General features: G+C 72.5%; 17 protein-coding genes and 1 tRNA gene. 9 read left to right on the forward strand and 9 right to left on the reverse strand.

What is annotated here, in order from left to right:
• Positions 1-11: 11 nt before the first annotated feature.
• From zapE to E2170_RS07825, 4 genes are all read right to left on the reverse strand, one after another.
• On the reverse strand, positions 12-1,160 hold the full coding sequence (gene zapE, locus E2170_RS07810) for a cell division protein ZapE (RefSeq protein WP_133000130.1): 1,149 nt from the start codon (positions 1,158-1,160) through the stop codon (positions 12-14).
• Entirely contained in the window at positions 1,153-1,824 is a 672-nt protein-coding gene (locus E2170_RS07815; RefSeq protein ID WP_133000131.1) for an alpha/beta hydrolase, read from the reverse strand. The genes zapE and E2170_RS07815 overlap by 8 nt, the downstream gene beginning before the upstream one ends.
• Positions 1,825-1,879: 55 nt before the next feature.
• The gene (locus E2170_RS07820; RefSeq protein ID WP_133000132.1) at positions 1,880-3,322 is read right to left on the reverse strand and encodes an ExeM/NucH family extracellular endonuclease; all 1,443 of its coding nucleotides are present in this window, start codon (positions 3,320-3,322) and stop codon (positions 1,880-1,882) included.
• 80 nt (positions 3,323-3,402) lie between these two features.
• Positions 3,403-3,918: a c-type cytochrome gene (locus E2170_RS07825; RefSeq protein ID WP_133000133.1), complete on the reverse strand. Its 516-nt coding sequence runs from the start codon at positions 3,916-3,918 to the stop codon at positions 3,403-3,405.
• Between the two features lie 100 nt (positions 3,919-4,018).
• Here E2170_RS07825 and E2170_RS07830 point away from each other — a divergent pair, with 100 nt between their 5' ends.
• The gene (locus E2170_RS07830) at positions 4,019-5,311 is read left to right on the forward strand and encodes an FAD-dependent oxidoreductase (protein WP_133000134.1); all 1,293 of its coding nucleotides are present in this window, start codon (positions 4,019-4,021) and stop codon (positions 5,309-5,311) included.
• Between the two features lie 22 nt (positions 5,312-5,333).
• Here E2170_RS07830 and E2170_RS07835 read toward each other — a convergent pair whose 3' ends face one another.
• From E2170_RS07835 to E2170_RS07850, 4 genes are all read right to left on the reverse strand, one after another.
• Positions 5,334-6,068 carry a cupredoxin domain-containing protein gene (locus E2170_RS07835; protein WP_133000135.1) on the reverse strand — a complete coding sequence of 245 codons (735 nt, stop codon included), beginning with the start codon at positions 6,066-6,068 and terminating at the stop codon, positions 5,334-5,336.
• 209 nt (positions 6,069-6,277) lie between these two features.
• Positions 6,278-6,354 (reverse strand) — tRNA-Arg (locus E2170_RS07840).
• A 52-nt stretch (positions 6,355-6,406) separates the two neighbouring features.
• On the reverse strand, positions 6,407-7,942 hold the full coding sequence (locus E2170_RS07845) for a T6SS phospholipase effector Tle1-like catalytic domain-containing protein (RefSeq protein WP_133000136.1): 1,536 nt from the start codon (positions 7,940-7,942) through the stop codon (positions 6,407-6,409).
• A gap of 30 nt (positions 7,943-7,972) precedes the next feature.
• Positions 7,973-8,707, reverse strand: coding sequence for a hypothetical protein (locus E2170_RS07850; protein ID WP_133000137.1), 735 nt, complete (start codon positions 8,705-8,707; stop codon positions 7,973-7,975).
• On the opposite strand from E2170_RS07850, the gene ubiA reads away from it, so the two are divergent.
• Positions 8,706-9,608, forward strand: a complete 903-nt coding sequence (ubiA, locus tag E2170_RS07855; protein WP_133001124.1) for a 4-hydroxybenzoate octaprenyltransferase — start codon at positions 8,706-8,708, stop codon at positions 9,606-9,608. The two genes, E2170_RS07850 and ubiA, sit on opposite strands and share 2 nt — an antisense overlap.
• Positions 9,608-11,293 carry an MFS transporter gene (locus E2170_RS07860; protein WP_133000138.1) on the forward strand — a complete coding sequence of 562 codons (1,686 nt, stop codon included), beginning with the start codon at positions 9,608-9,610 and terminating at the stop codon, positions 11,291-11,293. Before ubiA ends, E2170_RS07860 begins: the two co-directional genes overlap by 1 nt.
• 4 nt (positions 11,294-11,297) lie before the next feature.
• Here the strand turns inward: E2170_RS07860 and E2170_RS07865 are convergent, their stop codons facing one another.
• Positions 11,298-12,044 carry a ComF family protein gene (locus E2170_RS07865; RefSeq protein WP_133000139.1) on the reverse strand — a complete coding sequence of 249 codons (747 nt, stop codon included), beginning with the start codon at positions 12,042-12,044 and terminating at the stop codon, positions 11,298-11,300.
• 49 nt (positions 12,045-12,093) lie between these two features.
• On the opposite strand from E2170_RS07865, the gene bioB reads away from it, so the two are divergent.
• The 6 genes from bioB (at position 12,094) to E2170_RS07895 (ending at position 17,823) form a co-directional block, all read left to right on the forward strand.
• Positions 12,094-13,158, forward strand: coding sequence for a biotin synthase BioB (gene bioB / locus E2170_RS07870; protein WP_133000140.1), 1,065 nt, complete (start codon positions 12,094-12,096; stop codon positions 13,156-13,158).
• Positions 13,159-13,167: 9 nt separating this feature from the next.
• The gene (gene bioF / locus E2170_RS07875) at positions 13,168-14,367 is read left to right on the forward strand and encodes an 8-amino-7-oxononanoate synthase (RefSeq protein ID WP_133000141.1); all 1,200 of its coding nucleotides are present in this window, start codon (positions 13,168-13,170) and stop codon (positions 14,365-14,367) included.
• Positions 14,330-15,376: a multidrug resistance efflux transporter family protein gene (locus E2170_RS07880; RefSeq protein ID WP_243708122.1), complete on the forward strand. Its 1,047-nt coding sequence runs from the start codon at positions 14,330-14,332 to the stop codon at positions 15,374-15,376. The genes bioF and E2170_RS07880 overlap by 38 nt, the downstream gene beginning before the upstream one ends.
• An 8-nt stretch (positions 15,377-15,384) precedes the next feature.
• A complete protein-coding gene (locus E2170_RS07885; RefSeq protein ID WP_133001125.1) occupies positions 15,385-16,197 on the forward strand; it encodes an alpha/beta fold hydrolase in 813 nt (270 codons plus the stop codon).
• Positions 16,194-17,093 carry a malonyl-ACP O-methyltransferase BioC gene (bioC, locus tag E2170_RS07890; protein WP_133000143.1) on the forward strand — a complete coding sequence of 300 codons (900 nt, stop codon included), beginning with the start codon at positions 16,194-16,196 and terminating at the stop codon, positions 17,091-17,093. The genes E2170_RS07885 and bioC overlap by 4 nt, the downstream gene beginning before the upstream one ends.
• Positions 17,094-17,187: 94 nt before the next feature.
• On the forward strand, positions 17,188-17,823 hold the full coding sequence (locus E2170_RS07895; protein WP_133000144.1) for a hypothetical protein: 636 nt from the start codon (positions 17,188-17,190) through the stop codon (positions 17,821-17,823).
• Positions 17,824-17,837 lie beyond the last annotated feature (14 nt).

The following is a 17,837-nucleotide window of genomic DNA, read 5'->3' on the forward strand; positions in this document are numbered from 1 at the left end:
TCCGGCCGCTCCTACAGGTGGTGCCGCGCCAGGTAGTCCGCCGACTGCATCTCGATCAGCCGCGACGCCGTGCGCTCGAAGGCCCCGGCCAGGCGCTCGCCGGCATACAGGGCGGGCGGCGCGGCGTCGGCGGTGCAGACCAGCTTGACGTTGCGGTCGTAGGCCTCGTCGATGAAGGTGACGAAGCGGCGCGCGGCGTCGTCGCGCAGCGCGTCCATCACCGGAATGCCGCCCAGCAGCACGGTGTGGAACTCGCTGGCGATCTCGATGTAGTCCGACGACCCGCGCGGGCCCTCGCACAGCGCGGCGAAGTCGAACCAGGCCATGCCCGGGCAGCGCGCGCGGGTCGCGATGCGGCGGCCGTCGAGCTCGATGCTGCCATCGCGGTGCGCGTCATCACCGCCGAGCGCGTGCCAGCGCGATCCCAGCCAGGCGTCCGATTCGCCGTCCAGCGGCGCGCGGTACACCGGCGAACGGGTCAGCTCGCGCAGCCGGTAGTCGGTGTCGCTGACGATCTCCAGCACCTGGCAGTGCTGTTCGAGCAGGTCGATCGCCGGCAGGAAGCGCGCGCGCTGCAGGCCGTCGGCGTACAGGCCCGAAGGCTGTATGTTGGAGGTCGTCACCAGCACGATGCCCTCGGCGAACATCCGCTCCAGCACCCGCGCCAGCAACATGGCGTCGCCGATGTCGCTGACGAAGAACTCGTCGAGCACCAGCAGCCGCAGCGAGCGCCGCCACTCGGCCACGATCGTGGCCAGCGGGTCGCGCTCGCCGGCGTGTTCGCGCAGGCGCTCGTGGACGGTGCGCATGAAGCGGTGGAAGTGGGTGCGGCGCTTGCCGTTGCCGTCGCCGCCCGTCGCATCGAGCTTGGCTACCGGCAGCGGCAGGTCGGCGTAGAACAGGTCGACCATGAAGGTCTTGCCGCGGCCGACGCCGCCCCAGAGGTAGAGGCCCTGCGGGGCATCGTCGCTGCCGCCGCTGCCGAAGGCGCGCGCCAGCCAGCCGCGTCGCGGCGTCGCGGCCAGCAGTTCATCATGCACGCGGTCCAGTGCCGCGATCGGCGCGTGCTGCGCCGGGTCGTCGTCCCAGTCGCCGCGGGCCACGCCCGCGCGATAGGCCTCCGACGGCCGCGCCGCGGCCCCGCCGCCGGCTTCAGCCATGGGCGGTGGGCAGGTGGCGGCGCACGCCGCTCTTGATCGCGCCGCGCAGGTCGATCAGCTTGCGGTGGAAGAAGTGGCTGGTGTCGGGCATGCGCACCAGCTCGGGTTCGGCCTTGAGACGGTCGAGCCAGGCGTACACCGCCTGCGGGTCGACGATCTCGTCGGCCTCGCCCTGCACCACCAGCCAGGGCATGGTCGGCGTGGTGATCGAATCGAAGTCCCAGCGTCCGGCCGGCGGCGCGATCGAGACCAGCACCGAGGGCTGCAGCTCGGCCGCCATCGCCAGGCTGACGTAGGCGCCGAAGCTGAAGCCGGCCAGCCACAGCTGGTCGTCGGGCCGCGTCTCGCGCACCCACTCGGCCACCGCGCGCAGGTCGCCGCGCTCGCCGTCACCCTTGTCGAACTCACCCTCCGAAGCCCCGGTGCCGCGGAAGTTGAAGCGCACCGTGGCCAGGCCCAGCTCGCGCAGGGCGCGGGCGGCCATGGTCACCACCTTGTTGTGCATGGTGCCGCCCTCGGTGGGCAGCGGGTGGCAGACGATGGCGGTGGCCGGCAGCCGGACGACGTCGTCCTCGGGCAGGTCGACGGCGACTTCGAGCGCGCCGGCGGGGCCGGGCAGCACCAGGGTGCCGGAGGCGTCCGGGAAGGGCGGGAGGCTGGTCATGCCGCCATGATAAGCGCTGGCGGCCGCCGCCACGGCGCGCCGCGGGCCCGTGGGATCAGCGTACCGAGCGCAGGCGCAGGCCCACCACGGCGGAATCATGGTCCGAAGCACGCCAGGGCGTTACCTGCTGTTCGCCGCTGTTGTTGACGTGATCGCGGACGTTGGCCGGTTCATCGGCATTGCTGTGCCAGATCGCGGCGTCCTGAAGGCGCTCGCCCAGGGCGGGGCTCAGCAGCACGTGATCCAGGCGCCCGGCCTGCGCGTCGTAGACGTACGTCCATGGCTGGCCGTCGTCCACGCCGGCCAGCGCGTCGTGCCAGCCGGCGTCGATGAAGCCGCGCACCGGGTCTTCCATGGCGTAGGCGTTGAGGTCGCCGAGCACCGCGACCAGATCGCTGCCGCTGCCGGTGGGATCGCCGGCCAGCCAGGCACGCAGGGCCTCGCCGGAGGCCTTGCGGGTGGCGTTGAAGCAGGCCTGGCCGTCGCCCTGATCGCGGTCGGCGCCTTCGGCGTCGCGGCAGCCCTTGGACTTGAAGTGGTTGGCGACCACCACGAAGGCCGGGCCGTTGCCGGCGCGGAAGGCCTGGGCCAGCGGCGCGCGGCTGAGTGGCCCGAAGGGCCCGGCCTCGAGCGTGGCCGGGCGGCCCAGCGGCGCGACGCGGTCGGCGCGGTAGACCACGCCGACCCGGATCGGGTTGTCGCCTGGGCCCGTGCCGGCGTCGACGAAGCGCCAGCGCGTGCCGGAAGGGTCGAGCGCGGCGACCAGCTGGGCGATGCTGGAATCGGCGTCGTAGCCGTCGTTCTCCAGCTCCAGCAGGGCGACCACGTCGGCGTCGAGCGAGCTCAGGGTGGCGACCAGGCGGCCGAGCTGGGCCTGGTACTCGCCGGGCGTGCGCGCGCCGCGGGCGGTCGGGAAGCCGCCGCCGCGGCCGTCGCCGTTGAACAGGTTCTCGAGGTTGAGGCTGGCCAGGCGCAGCTCGCCGGCCACCGTGGGCGCGGCCGGGCGCGACGCCGGCTGCAGCGCCTCGGCGTCGCGCAGGTGCAGGCGCGGGCCGTCGGGGCCGACCGCGATCTCGCCCTCGGCGACTTCGAGCAGGCTGCCGCTGCGCCACAGCGCCGGGTGGCTGGCGGCCTTGCCGGGCAGCACCAGGGTGAGGCTGCGCGCGCGGTTGCCGGCGGCGACCGCGGTGGCCTCGGCACCGGGGCGGGCGACTTCGGTCGGGGAACGCAGGCGTCCGCCGAAGGCGGCGACCACGGTGCCGTCGCGGCCCAGGCGGTGGTTGCCCGAGACCACCAGCGGTGCGGTGATGCGGACATTGCGACCATCCAGCGCCGCCCAGTCCCCGGGCGCGGCCGCGAGTTCGATCGCGGCGAGGGCCGAAGGCGCGGGCTGCCCGGGCGCGACCGCCGTGCGCTCCGGGGCGATCGCGCAGCTGGCCAGCGCGAGCGCCAGGCCCAGTGAAAGCGTGGGCAGGAAGGGGGTCGCGGAGCGGGACATGGCGGCCTCGGACGTTCGTGGGTGCGGAAACGAAGACGCCGCCCGGTGGGCGGCGTCGGCGACCAGCAGAAGGCCGGAGTTTACTGGAGGTTCTCGACCATCCAGTCCACGCTGGCGATCACCTGCTCGTCGGTCAGCGCCGGGTTGCCGCCCTTCGCCGGCATCATGCCGGCCGCGCCGGTGAAGCCCTCGATGGCGTGGCGGTGCAGGGTCTCGGTGCCCTGGGCGATGCGCGCCGACCACTCCCCGCGCAGCAGCTTCGGCGCGCCGCCGGCGCCCGAGGTGTGGCAGCCCGCGCACAGGTTGTTGTAGATGACCGAGCCGTCGAGCGTGCCGCCGTAGGCGACCTGGGCGGCGGCGGCCGCAGCAGCTGCCGCGGCGGCCGCGGCCTGCGCGGCGGCGCCGGTGTCGCCGGCATACACCGCGCCGATCGGAGCGATGCGGTTAGCCGTGCGCTGGGCCACGCCCGGATCGACCTCGGTAGGCAGCGACTTGTGCAGGAAGTACGCAGCGATGATCAGTCCGAGGGTGACCAGGGACAGGAAGGCGATCACCATCGAGAAGCGCTTGAGGAAATCGAGGTCGTAGTTGCGCACGGAACACCTTGGCGGGCATGGCCTGGGCCACAGCTGCGCCGGATTATAGAGCACGGGCCCGGCGCGGGACATGGTCGCCCGGGTGGGACAGACTTGCGGCATGGGAGTGCTCCGCATCGCCATCGTCGGCTATGGCACGGCCGGCCAGGCCGCCGCCGTGCTGCTGTCGCGCGATGGACACGACGTCCGTGTCTTCGAGCGCGTGCCGCGGCCGGGTCCGGTGGGCGCCGGTTTCCTGCTCCAGCCCAGCGGCCTGCAGGCGCTCTGGCGCATGGGGCTGCTGGCGCCGGTGCTGGCCCACGGCGCGCGCGTCGATCGCCTGTTCGGCGACACCCCCTGCGGTCGCGCGGTGATGGACATGCGCTATGCCGGGCTGGAGTCGCGGCTTTACGGCGTCGGCCTGCAGCGCGGGACGCTGTTCTCGATCCTGGATGCCGCGTGGCCCGATCGCGGGCGCGCGCTGAACGCGGGCCGCGACATCGTTGAAGTCGATGCCGACCGCGGCCTGCTGCGCGATGCCGATGGCGAAGTGCACGGACCCTTCGACCTGGTGGTGGTGGCCGACGGCGCCGCCTCGCGCCTGCGCGGCGGCGTGGCCGTGCCGCGCGTCGATCGCCCCTATCCCTGGGGCGCGCTGTGGTGCCTGCTGCCGGCGGGGACCTGGCCCTGGGTCAGCGAACTGCGCCAGCGCTACGTGGCCGCGCGCAGGATGGTCGGGCTGCTGCCCGTGGGCGCCCGTCCCGGCGACCCGACCCGCAGGCTGAGCTTCTTCTGGAGCCTGCGCACCGACGCCTTCGCGAATTGGGAATCCGCGGGCCTCGATGCCTGGCTCGACGAATTGCACGGACTCTGGCCGGAAGCGGGCGAAGTGTTCGCCGCCCTGGTCGATCCAGGACAGCTGGCCCGCGCGCGCTACCGCGACACCATCGTGCAGCGCTGGCACCGCGGTCGCGTGGTGCTGGCCGGCGACGCCGCGCATTCGATGAGCCCGCAGCTGGGGCAGGGCGTGAACATGGCGCTGATGGACGCGCAGGCGCTGGCGGACGCCCTGCGCGACGCGGGCCCGCTCGACGCCGCGCTGGCCGCGTACCAGCGAGAACGCCGCGCGCACGTCTGGATCTACCAGCTGTGGAGCCGGTGGCTGACGCCGCTGTTCCAGTCCGAACGCGACGCCATCGCGAAGCTGCGCGATGTCACCTTCCTGCCGCTGGGTCGCGTGCCGGGCGGCCGCGGCCAGATGCTGCGCGTGCTGGCCGGCACGCAGCGCGGCCTGTTCGGGCGCCTGGGGCTGGAGGAGGCGTTCGTGGAGGCGTTGGCGCGGCCCGTGGATCCGGGCTCAGGAGCGCCGGTGCGGGAATGGACATCCGCACACGGCGAGCCCAGTCGTCCCTGAGTGGCCGGGTTCGGGGCGGTACTCAGTCCTGCGGCAGCGGGATGTCGGCCAGCGTGGTGCCGTTGGTTCCCGTTTCGACACGCACGACCTGCCCGGCCGCGTCCGGGCGGGCGAACGTGCCCACCAGCTCGCCATCCGCCAGCCGGTACGCACTGACGTGCGTGCCGTCCACGTGCTGCCGGCGCGTGAGCAGGAAGCGTTCGTCAACGTCGAAGAAGGGCACATCGATCTCGAATCGCGCGCGCGTTTGAAAGGACGTCCCGGAGACGTAATCCGTCAGCGCGTAGCGGCCATCGCCGTCGGGGTCCACGGTCAGCCCGTAGCGGCCGGATGGCGAAACCAGGATCGCCGGGTGTGCGGGAAGCAGCGGCCTGAGGGCGTCACCCTCGATCGCGTGGACTGAAAAGCCCGGGCCATCGGCTGAGGGGATGAAGAAGCGGCGGCCATCGGTCGAAATGCGGGCCTCCTCGACAAACCGGGGTGCGAGTGCGGCGTCGCCATCCACGACATCCACCAGCGGGATCCTGCCGGCGAGTTCGAGACCATCGGCAGCGATCAGGATGAGCTGGCCGTCCGCGGCCAGCAGCGGCAGGTGCCGAAGGTTGCGCGTACTGCCGGCACCGGGCAGGAATCGGACTCCTTCGAAGCGGGTGGCGACCTGCGACGGTCGATCCAGCACGGTCACGCCGTCGACCTGATGGGTGATGACGCATTGCCCGCCGCAGCCCATCCAGGCAGCGCGGCCGGTGACGTCCATGGCTTCGCGATCCGAGCAGATGCGCAGCGCTGACAGGTCCTGTCCATCGCAGCCCGCTGTACCAGTGCCAACGGCATCCGCTGCGGCAAGGGCCGGAGTGGAGACCATGAACGCCCAGACGAGTGCAGCGGGACACCAGCGCGACAGCTGCGTTCCGCGGAAGGCGGGGCACGGTCGGGGTGGCGGGTCACATGGGCTTGTCACGGGAATGGCGCGCCTGGAGGGATTCGAACCCCCGACCAATGGCTTCGGAAGCCACTACTCTATCCGGCTGAGCTACAGGCGCGTGGCTGACCATTGTCCATGATTGCGTGGGTTTGCGCGAGCCATCCGCGCTTCTAGAACGAGGGTGCGAACCGGTGCTCCGCGGGAGGTTGTGCCTGCCCCTGTGCCATGTCGATGGTCGGTGCCGTCCTCGCTTCGTCCTGCAGGCGCGCCAGCCGGCGGGTGCTTTCTGCCAGCGGCTGCGACAGGCCGATCACCGTGTCGACCGCGGCGCGCCGCTGCGCCGGATCGTGCAGTGCGCCTTGGATCGCGAACATGCGGCGGCCGTCGCGGCCGGTGACGACGTGGTCGATCGACCGCAGCCCGTCGCCGTGCGCTGCCGCGGCGAGCGCAGCGGCGAGGCGCTCGCTGCCTGCGTCCGGGGCACGTCCGAGGCGGCCGTCAAGCGCGTGCACGCCTTCGCGTGCCTGCAGGAAGAGGGCATGCGCGGGGTGGGCGGGATCGTCCAGCAGCACCGCCCGGTCCGGCGGCGCGGGCTCGGGCCTCGGCGCGGCCGGCCGGCGGTACTCGAAGCCCGCCGCCAGCGCCTCGTCGCGTGGCATGGCGTCGCGGCAGGGGTCGACCACGACGCAGAGCTTCTGCTTGACGTAGCGCTCGCCGCGCGACGCCGCGCCCAGCGCATAGGCGCCGAGCATGCCCTGCTCGGACCGGTGGATGACGTCCATGGCGGGGTCGTCGGGTAGGGCGCGCACCTGCAGCAGCGGGACGTCCGAGAGCGAGTTCAGGTAGTCGATCACGACGTTGCCGGCTCGGATCTCCAGGCCTTTGAGCCGGTTGCCGCCGCCGACATCGGAGTGCGCGCCAGCGACGGTGCTGCGCCCGAAGCGGCCGTCGGGCGTGACGCCGTCGGGGATCACGGAGGTGTGTGCGAACAGCCAGCGAAGTTCGTCGCGTGAGAACAGTGAGTAGCCGGAGATCACGCTCGACGGCAGGCGCAGGTCGTAATGGCGCGGCAGGCTGGTGGACACCGGGTCGAACAGGGCGACGGCGTGCGCGGTGCGGCCCGGCGGCACCAGCGGTGGCCGCTGGCTGGTGGCGACCAGTTCGCCGCTGGTGTCCTTGTGGAACTCGAGGCTGGCCGGGTCGAGGATGCCGTGGCGCTCGACCAGCCGCGCAAAGCCCGGGATCAGCGTGGCGCCGCGGCTGTAGCCGATCGAGGCGATGTGGATTTCGGCGTTGGGGTTTTGCTGGAGCCAGAGCTGTGCCTGGCGCGCAAACTGCTTGTAGGCATCGATGATGCGGTCGTCGTAGCTGAAGGCGAATGCGTTGTCCAGGAGGCCGACGAGGAGATTGCGCTGGGTGCCGGGACCTGGGACATAGCCACTGGCGATGCGCATGCCTGGATTGCCCCGAAGGATTTCAACTTGCTCGTGGATGACGCCGACGTTGGTCGGCACTTCGCCCTCGCGGCGGACATCCTGCCCGCTGCCATCGAAGGTGGCGAAGTACAGGTAGCTGTCGGGATTGTCGCTCCGGTACAGGACGGGCACCTGCATCTGTGACAGGTCACGCTGGGCTGCCTCGTAGGTCTCCAGATCTGCGGCATTGATCGCGATCGTACCGACGCCATCCGGCTTCCTGCCACCCATGGCATGCTGCTCCCTGTCCGTGCCGCGACGCTAGAACGTCTCCGTGTGGACCAGGATCAGGTCGTGGCGCGCATTGCTGTAGCGGTTTCCCGGAATCCGTGGTTCGCGCAACGGAATCGACGCGAGCATGTAGACATTGATCGTACGGTCGTTGATCTCGAGATGGATGTCCGTGCTGATGAAAGTCGCCCGCGGGTAGACGTCTTCGTGCGCCACGTTGTGCCGGATCAGCTCGTCCTTGAAGATCTCCCCGAAGTCGATCTCCGCCTTGTGCGCGGTACCATCCTTCGACCTCCAGGTCACCTTCGCCGGTGGCGGGAAGTTGCGGAAGCCGAGGCGGCCGCCCAGCCAGTTCCTGCGGTAGTCCGGCCCAAGGCTTGCTGACGACGGCCGCAGCACGTCCGGATCCTGCATCGCCTGCACCCACCCGTCGTACACGACCTTGCAGCCGTAAGTCTCGAAGCAGTGGATGCCAAGGTTGTGCTTCTTGAACTTCAGCGGCCACGGCGAGTACAGGCCGTCGCCGGGCGGGGCCGTGGCGTCGCCGCTGGCGGTGTTTGCGGTGTTCATGGTGGTCTGGCATCCCTGCAGTAGCCATGGCGCAGCGAGCGAGAATGCGAGCGTGGCCAGGCGCGGACGGATCCGGTGTCGTTTCATGGCGCTTCCTTGCACGATGTCGGTCCGGTTTACACCGGCGCGATGCCCGGCGCAAGGCGCGGCGGTCCAGCGGCCAGTCGCGCGGCGCAGGCGTACCATGGCCGCCATGGGATACGAACGTTTCGAGCCGAGGCCAGCCGCCTGGCACGACCGCCTGGGCCTGTACTGGAAACTGATGCGCGCCGACCGCCCGATCGGCTGGCTGCTGCTGCTGTGGCCGACCTGGTGGGGCCTGTGGATCGCCGCGGAAGGCGTGCCGCCGCTGTGGATCCTGTTCGTGTTCAGCGCCGGCGTGTGGCTGACCCGCGGCGCCGGTTGCGTGATCAACGACTACGCCGACCGCTGGCTCGATCCCCACGTCGAACGCACCCGCGAGCGCCCGCTGGCCACCGGCGCGGTGCGCGGCCGCGAGGCGCTGGCGCTGTTCGCGGTGCTGATGCTGGCGGCCTTCGCCCTGGTGCTCACGCTCAACCGGCTCACGATCCTGATGAGCTTCGTCGGCGTGGTCCTGGCCGCGACCTATCCCTACCTCAAGCGCTACACCCACCTGCCGCAGGTGTATCTCGGCATGGCCTTCGGCTGGGGCATCCCGATGGCCTTCGCCGCGGTGCAGGGCGAGGTGCCGCCGATCGCCTGGGTGCTGTACGCGACCAACATCCTGTGGTCGACGGCCTATGACACCTGGTACGCGATGGTCGATCGCGAGGACGACCTCAAGGTCGGCTCGAAGTCGACCGCGATCCTGTTCGGCGACATGGACCTGGTGATCCAGGGCGTGCTGTACGCGCTGGTGTTCCTGGGCTTGCTGCTGGTGGGGCGACAGGCCGGGCTCGGCACCTGGTACTGGGCCGGCCTGGGCGTCGCCGCGCTGCTGGTGGTCCGGCAGTTCTGGATCTGCCGCCACCGCGAGCGCGAGCCCTGCTTCCGCGCCTTCCTCGACAACCACTGGGTGGGGATGGCGGTGTTCGCCGGCATCGCCGCCGACCTGGCGCTGCGCGGCCAGGGCTGATGACGCAACCCGACCCGACCCCGCCCGAGCCCGCGCCGCGCCCGACGGCGCTGTCGGCGATGCGCTACCCGGTCTTCCGCAAGGTCTGGTTCGCGAGCGCGTCGTCGAACTTCGGCGGCATGATCCAGTCGGTCGGCGCGGCCTGGCTGATGACCTCGATCGCGGAGTCGGCCGACATGGTGGCGCTGGTGCAGGCCTCGGTCGCGCTGCCGATCATGCTGTTCTCGCTGGTGGCCGGCGCGATGGCGGACAACTTCGACCGGCGCCGGATGATGCTCGGCGCGCAGGTGTTCATGCTGCTGGTGTCGGTGGCGCTGGCGGCTTGTGCGTGGTCCGGGGTGATCACGCCCTGGCTGCTGCTGTCCTTCACCTTCCTGATCGGCTGCGGGGCGGCGTTCAACGCGCCGGCGTGGCAGGCCTCGGTCGGTGACATGGTGCCGCGCGCGGAGCTGCCCGGCGCGGTGGCCTTCAACAGCATGGGCTTCAACATCGCGCGCAGCGTCGGGCCGGCGGTCGGCGGTGCCATCGTCGCCGCCGCGGGCGCCGCCGCCGCGTTCGCGATCAACGCCGTCAGCTACGTCGCCCTGATCGTGGTGCTGGCGCGCTGGCGCCCGCCGCCGCGTCCGCGGCTGCTGCCGCCGGAGGCGCTCGGCGGGGCGATCGCCGCGGGCGTGCGCTACGTGGCGATGTCGCCCTCGATCCGCATCGTCCTCGGCCGCGCCGCCGTCTTCGGCCTCGGCGCAAGCGCGGCGATGGCGCTGATGCCGCTGGTGGCCCGGGATCTCGTCGCCGGCGGGCCGATGACCTATGGCCTGCTGCTGGGCGCCTTCGGCCTGGGCGCGATCGCCGGCGCCATGACCAGCACGCGCCTGCGCGGCCTGCTGTCGACCGAGGGGCTGGTGCGCGGCGCCTGCATCGCGTTCGCGGCCGCGGTGGCCATCGCCGCGGTGAGCACGGTGCTGCTGCTGACCATGGCGGCGCTCATGCTGGCCGGTGCGGCCTGGGTGCTGGCGCTGTCGACCTTCAACGTGACGGTGCAGCTGTCCGCCCCGCGCTGGGTCGTGGCGCGCGCGCTGTCGCTGTACCAGATGGCGGCCTTCGGCGGCATGGCGCTGGGCAGCTGGCTGTGGGGTTTCGTGGCCGATCACGGCGATGTGCGCACGGCGCTGCTGGCGGCGGCGCTGGTCATGGTCGCCTGCGCGCTGCTCGGCCTGTGGATGCCGTTGGCGAAGCTGGCCGACCTCAACCTGGACCCGTTGAGCCGCTGGAAGGAGCCCGCCACCGTGGTGCCGGTGCAGCCGCGGACCGGGCCGGTGGTTGTCACCATCGAATACATCATCCGCGAACAGGACGTGCTGGAGTTCCTTGGTGCGATGGCGGAGCGGCGGCGCATCCGGCGCCGCGACGGCGCGCGCAACTGGCGGGTGCTGCGCGACCTGGCCGACCCCGAGGTCTGGATCGAGCGCTACGAAACGCCGACGTGGCTGGAGTACATCCGGCTCAACAGCCGCATCACCCATGACGACGCGACCATCCCCGAGCACCTGCGCGCGCTGCATCGCGGGCCCGGCGCCCCGCGCGTACGACGGATGATCGAACGCCAGACCAGCGCGCTGCACACCGTGCCCGAGTCCGGGCCGTCGGCCATCACCGAGCCGGTCACCGATCCCACCCGGGCCTCGTAGGCCGCTACGGCGCGCGGGCGCAGACCCAGGCGTCGACGCGATCGGCGCCGGCGTCGAGCAGTGCCTCGGCGGCGGCGTGCAGGGTGGCGCCGGTGGTCATGACGTCGTCGACCAGGGCGACATGCCGCGGGACCGTGGCGCGCAGGGGCACGTCGAAGGCGTCGCGCAGGTTGCCGGCGCGGGCATCGGCGTCCAGGCGCGACTGCGCGGTGGTGTTGCGGCTGCGCTGCAGCAGGTCCGGCCGGACCGGGAGTTCCAGCATCCGGCCCAGCGGTCGTGCCAGCTCCAGCGCCTGGTTGTAGCCGCGCTGGCGCAGGCGCGTGCGGTGCAAGGGCACCGGAACCAGCGCCTGCGGCCGTTCGCAGCCCACGAAAGCGGCCGCCATGGCCTGCGCCAGCAACCGTCCCGCGGCAAGATCGCGGTGGAACTTCAGCCGCGGCAGCAGCCGATCCAGCGGAAAGCCGTAGAGGAAGGCCGCATGCGCCTCCGCCAACGGCGGCGGATCATGCTGGCAGGCCCCGCACAGCCGTGCCGGATACCCCGCCACCGCGCCAGCCCCCAAGGGCATCGCACAACACAGACAGGCCCCCGGCATCCACGGCAATCCGGCCTCGCAGCGCGCGCACAGGTCCAGCCGCCCGCCCGCCGCCTCGCCGCAGACCAGGCAGCGCGGCGCCCACAGCCCTCGGCCCAGCCGGGCCAGCCAACCGTCAACCGGAACGTCCTGCTCGAGGTTGACAGGCCCAGGCATGCTTTCCAGACTGCCGGGTCAGCCACCGTCAGGCACTCAGGATCACGCCATGCCCGCCGTCAGCGAATTCCGCGCCAGCGAAGCCGCCACCCCGCGCCACGACTGGACCCGCAGCGAGGTCGAGGCCCTGCTGGACCTGCCGTTCCCGGAGCTGCTGTTCCGCGCCGCCAGCGTGCATCGCCAGAATTTCGACCCGGCCGAGGTCCAGGTCAGCACCCTGTTGTCGGTGAAGACCGGTGGCTGCCCCGAGGACTGCGCCTACTGCCCGCAGGCCCAGCGCTACGACACCGGCGTCAACGCGCAGAAGCTGATGGAAACCGAGGCGGTGATGGAGAAGGCCCGCCAGGCCAAGGCCGCCGGCGCCTCGCGCTTCTGCATGGGCGCCGCCTGGCGCTCGCCCAAGGACCGCGACATCCCGAAGGTCGCCGCCATGATCGCCGGCGTGAAGTCGCTGGGGCTGGAGACCTGCGCCACGCTCGGCATGCTCACCGGATCGCAGGCGCAGGCGCTGAAGGACGCCGGCCTGGACTACTACAACCACAACATCGACACCGATCCCGAGCACTACGGCAGCATCATCCGCACGCGCGAGCTGCAGGACCGTTTCGACACCCTCGAACACGTGCGCGACGCCGGGCTCAAGACCTGCTGCGGCGGCATCGTCGGCATGGGCGAGACCCGCCGCCAGCGCGCCGGCTTCCTGCAGACGCTGGCGACCATGCCTGCGCACCCGGACTCGGTGCCGATCAACCGCCTGGTGCAGGTCGAGGGCACGCCGCTGCACGGCACCGCCGAGCTCGATCCCTTCGAATTCGTGCGCACGATTGCCGTCGCCCGGATCCTGATGCCGAAGTCGATGGTGCGGCTGTCGGCCGGGCGCGAGCAGATGTCCGACGAACTGCAGGCGCTGTGCTTCAGCGCCGGCGCCAACTCGATCTTCCACGGCGAGAAGCTGCTGACCACCGGCAACCCGGACGTCGCCCACGACCAGGCCCTGTTCGACCGGCTGGGCCTGCGTGCGATGGCCGTCACGGTCGACGCCGAAGGCCATGACCACGGCGGCACCGTGCACGCGGATATCATCGACCCACGGCCGCGGACCTGCGCGGCCTGAGGCAGCCCGATGACCGCGAAGCGTCCCGACCTGCGCCGCCGCGCCCAGGCCCAGCGTGCTGAAGCCCTGGCGCATGACCTGGTGCGCAGCCGCCGCGTGGTCGGTCGCCGCGACGGCGTGCGCATCGAGATCGACGGCCGCTGGCTGGTCAACTTCTGCGGCAACGACTACCTCGGCCTGTCGCAGCAGTTCCAGGTGGTCGATGCGATGCAGGACGCCGCCGGCCGCGACGGTGTCGGCGGCATCGGTTCGCACCTGGTCTGCGGCCACCACGTCGCCCACGAGGCGCTGGAGCGCGAGGTCGCGGACTGGCTGGAAGTGCCGCGCGCCCTGGTGTTCGGCAGCGGCTACATCGCCAACCTCGCGGTGCAGCAGGCGCTGCTGGGCGATGGCGACACCAGCGTGCAGGACCGGCTCAACCACGCCAGCCTGATCGACGGCGCGCGCCTGGCCGGCTGCCGCCTGCGCCGCTACCCGCACGGCGATGCCGAAGGCGCGCTGCGCCAGCTGCGCACCGTGCCCACCGGTGCGGCGATGCTGGTCACCGACGGTGTCTTCAGCATGGACGGCGACGTCGCGCCGCTGCGCCAGCTGGCGCTGGCCGCGCGCATGCAGTCGGCCCTGCTCTATGTCGATGACGCCCATGGCGTCGGCGTGCTCGGCCCGGGCGGCCGCGGCAGCGTGGCCGAGGCGCGCCTGGGTGCGAACGAGGTGCCGCTGCAGCTGGTGACCCTGGGCAAGGCGCTCGGCGGCTACGGCGCGGTGGTGGCCGGCGACGTCGACCTCATCGAACACCTCGCCGGCACCGCGCGGCCCTACCTCTACACCACCGCGCTGCCGCCGCCGCAGGCCGCCGCGGCGCTGGCGTCGGTCAAGCTCGCCCGCCGCGAGCACTGGCGCCGCGACAAGCTGTCGGCGCTGGTGCAGCGCTTCCGCGACGGCATGCAGGCGCGCGGCTTCGAGCTGCCGCCTTCGGACACGCCGATCCAGCCCGTGCCCTGCGGCGACAACGCCCGCGCGCTGGCGATGGCCGCGCGCCTGGAGAGCGACGGCTTCCACGTCGCTGCGATCCGCCCGCCGACCGTGCCCGAAGGCCGCGCGCGCCTGCGCGTGACCCTGTGCGCGGCGCACGGCGAGGACCAGGTGGATGCCCTGGTCGATGCGATCGGTCGTGCCCGCGACCAGCTCGACGCCGCGCGCGCGGCCTGAACCCGTGTCGCAGGACGCGCCCGCCACCGGCCTCGCGCTGGCCGCCGTCGGCATCGGCCTGGGTTCGGCGCTGTTCTTCACCATGACCTACGTGCTCAACCGGGTCAGCGCGAGCGCCGGTGGCGACTGGACCTGGACCGCGTCGCTGCGCTACCTGATCACCCTGCCGCTGCTGCTGCCGCTGCTGCATTGGCAGGGCGGCGGCGCGCCGGTGTGGCGTGCGATCCGCCGGCACCCCTGGACCTGGCTGCGCTGCAGCGCGATCGGCTTCGGCGCCTTCTACCTGCTGCTGTCGTTCGCGGCGTCCAGCGGGCCGTCGTGGCTGGTGGCCGGCAGCTTCCAGTTCACCGTGGTCGCCGGGATCCTGTGCGCGCCCTTCCTCTACCGCGACGCGCGCCGCCGCATCCCGCCGGCGGCGCTGATGGTCGCGGCGCTGATCCTGGCCGGCGTGCTGCTGCTGCAGGCCGGCCACGGCGGCGGTGCGATCGACCGCGCCGGCTGGATCGCCCTCGCCTGCGTGCTGGGCGCGGCGGTGGCCTATCCGCTGGGCAACCGCCTGCTGCTGTTGCACCTGGAGCGCAGCGGCGAGGATCTCAACGCCACCCAGCGCGTGTTCGGCATGACGCTCGCCAGCCAGCCGCTGTGGTGGGCGGTCGCGGCCTGGGCCTGGACGCGCAGCGGCGCGCCGCCGGTGGAGCAGGTCTGGCTGGCGGGCGGCGTTGCGCTGAGCGCGGGCGTGATCGCCACCATCCTGTTCTTCCAGGCCACCGGCATGGTCCGCAACAACCCGACCGCGCTCGGCGCGGTGGAGGCGATGCAGGGTTCCGAACTGCTGTTCGCGATCCTGATCGGCACCCTGTTCCTGCACGAGCCGCTGCCCGGAATCGTCGGCCTGCTCGGTGGCCTGTTGATCGTCGGCGGCATCGTCGCCTTCGCCTGGCTGGTGGCGCGGCCCGCGGCCGGCAGCCCGGCGCGGGCGCGCGCGCTGCGCACGGACAAGGGCGCATGAGCGGCGACCTGCACATCGAAGTCCGCGGCCGTGGCGCGCCGCTGGTGCTGCTGCACGGCTGGGCCATGCACGGCGGCGTGTTCGCGCCGCTGGCGGCGCGGCTGTCCGATGCCTTCGAACTGCACCTGGTCGACCTGCCGGGCCACGGCCGCAGCCGCGACAGCGCGGTGCCGCTCGAGCCCGACGCCGTGGTCGAGGCGATCGCCGCGCACGTGCCGGCGGCGCCGTGGCTGGGCTGGTCGCTGGGCGGGATGTTCGCCCTGCGCGCGGCGGCCTCGCGGCCCGGGGCGGTGCCGGCGCTGCTGATGATGTGTTCGGCGCCGCGCTTCGTGCGCGACATGGCCGCCACCGCGCCGGCAGCCGCGAGCAGCGCCACCGTCGCGACTTCCGCGGACGGCCGCTACGGCATGTCGCCCGAAGTCTTCGCCGGCTTCGCGCAGGGCCTGCGCGAGGACTACCACGGCACCCTCGAACGCTTCATCGCGCTCGAAGCCTTCGGCTCCGACGACGCCCGCGGCGAACTGCGCGCGCTGCGCGACGAGGTCTTCGCGCGCGGCGAGCCGCCGGCCTCGGCGCTGGCGCAGGGCCTTGACCTGCTGCGCACCGTCGACCAGCGTCCGCTGCTGCCGGGGCTCGAAGTGCCGAGCCTGTGGATCGCCGGCCGCCGTGACCGCGTGGTCGATCCGCGCGCGATGCGCGCCGCCGCCGAAGGCACGCCCGGCGCGCGCTTCGTCCAGGTCGAACACGGCGGCCACGCCCCCTTCCTCACCCATGCCGACGAGGTGGCCGAGGCCATCGCCGGCTTCCTCGCAACGCCATGAACCGACGCGATGTCTTCGACCACCGCCAGGTCCGCCGCGCCTTCTCGCGCGCGGCCGGCAGCTATTCCGCCGCCGCCGAGCTGCAGCGCGAGGTCGAGTCGCGCCTGTTCGAATCGCTGGAATACCTCGGCGAGCAGCAGCCCACCAGCATCCTCGACCTCGGCAGCGGCCCCGGCACCGCCGCGGTGGCGCTCCGCCAGCGCTGGCCGAAGGCGCGCGTGGTCGCGGTCGACCTGGCCTTGCCGATGCTGCGCCGGGTCGCGCCGAAGCGCGGCTGGAACCCCCTGCAGCGCCCGATCGACCGCGTCTGCGCCGATGCCCGCGCCCTGCCGCTGGCCGACGACAGCGTCGACCTCATCTTCAGCAACCTCTGCCTGCAGTGGGTCGAGGACCTCGACTCCCTGTTCGCTGGCTTCCGCCGTGTGCTGCGCCCGGGCGGCCTGCTGCTGTGCTCGACCTTCGGCCCCGGCACCCTGCACGAGCTGCGCGCGGCCTTCGCCGAGGCCGACGAGGCGGCGCACGTCTCGCCCTTCGCCGGCATCTCCGAATTCGGCGACGCGCTCATGCGCGCGGGCTTCCGCGATCCCGTGCTCGACCGCGACGTCGACCTGCACCGCCATGCCGACATGGCCGACCTGATGCGCGGCCTGCGCGAGATCGGCGCCACCAACGCCCTGGCCGCGCGCCGCCGCGCGCTGACCGGGCGCGGCCGCTTCGCCGCCGCGCGCGACGCCTACGAACAGTGGCGCGACGCCGACGGCCTGCTGCCCGCCACCTGGGAAACCATCACCGCCATGGCCTGGGCGCCGGCGCACGGCCAGCCGATCCGCGAGGGCGGCGAGGACGTCGCCCGCTTCCCCGCCGCCGGCATCCCCGTGCGCCGCCGCCGCGGCTGAGCGCGCCCGGCCGCCCGCAGGCACGGCCGGATCCGCCGCCGCGAAAGGGGCTCCGGTTCATCATGCCACGCACGGCGCTGCCTACACTCGCGGCATGACGAGCCTGACTTCCCGACGCCGCGGTGCCCGCCGCCTGGTTCCCGCCTGCGCCTTCACGCTGTGCATGGCGCTCGTGCCGCCGGCTTCCGCGCAGCGCTATGAAGTCGACCTCTCGCAGATCGATCCCGCCGCGGTGATGCAGCTTGGCGACGGCGTGCTCCTGCGCGCGCCGGATGCGTCGATCGACCGCCTGTTCAAGGCCGTGCACGCCAGCTCGCGTTCGGACACCGAGTCCGCGGCGCTGTGCGCGCTGTTCGAGCCCGAGGCGGCGCGCGACGTGGTGGCCTTCCAGCGCGTGGTCGACCGCCTGGGCGACGACAGCCGCGCGCGCTTCGCCAACGCCTTCACCGACATCGCGCTCAACGGCCTGCAGGGCGAACTCCAGCCCTACGATCCCGCGCACGCGCAGCAGGTGCTGCGGCAGGCCGCGGTCAGCGCGACCTTCCTGCACGAAGGTTTCATGCTCGGCATGGCGTCCGACGGCGCCGACGAGGCCAGCCGCCAGGCGCGCTGCCGTTCCTTCCGCTGGCTGGTGGGGGTGCTCGACAGCGTGCCGCTGGCCGACCGCGCCGCGGCCACCCGCTGGCTGCGGCGCGAGGGCCTGACCCTGGTCGGCGACAGCGGCCGCTAGATCCTTCGCTGCCG

Source organism: Luteimonas arsenica (assembly GCF_004352825.1).
In the GTDB taxonomy this organism is placed as follows: Bacteria; Pseudomonadota; Gammaproteobacteria; order Xanthomonadales; family Xanthomonadaceae; genus Luteimonas; species Luteimonas arsenica.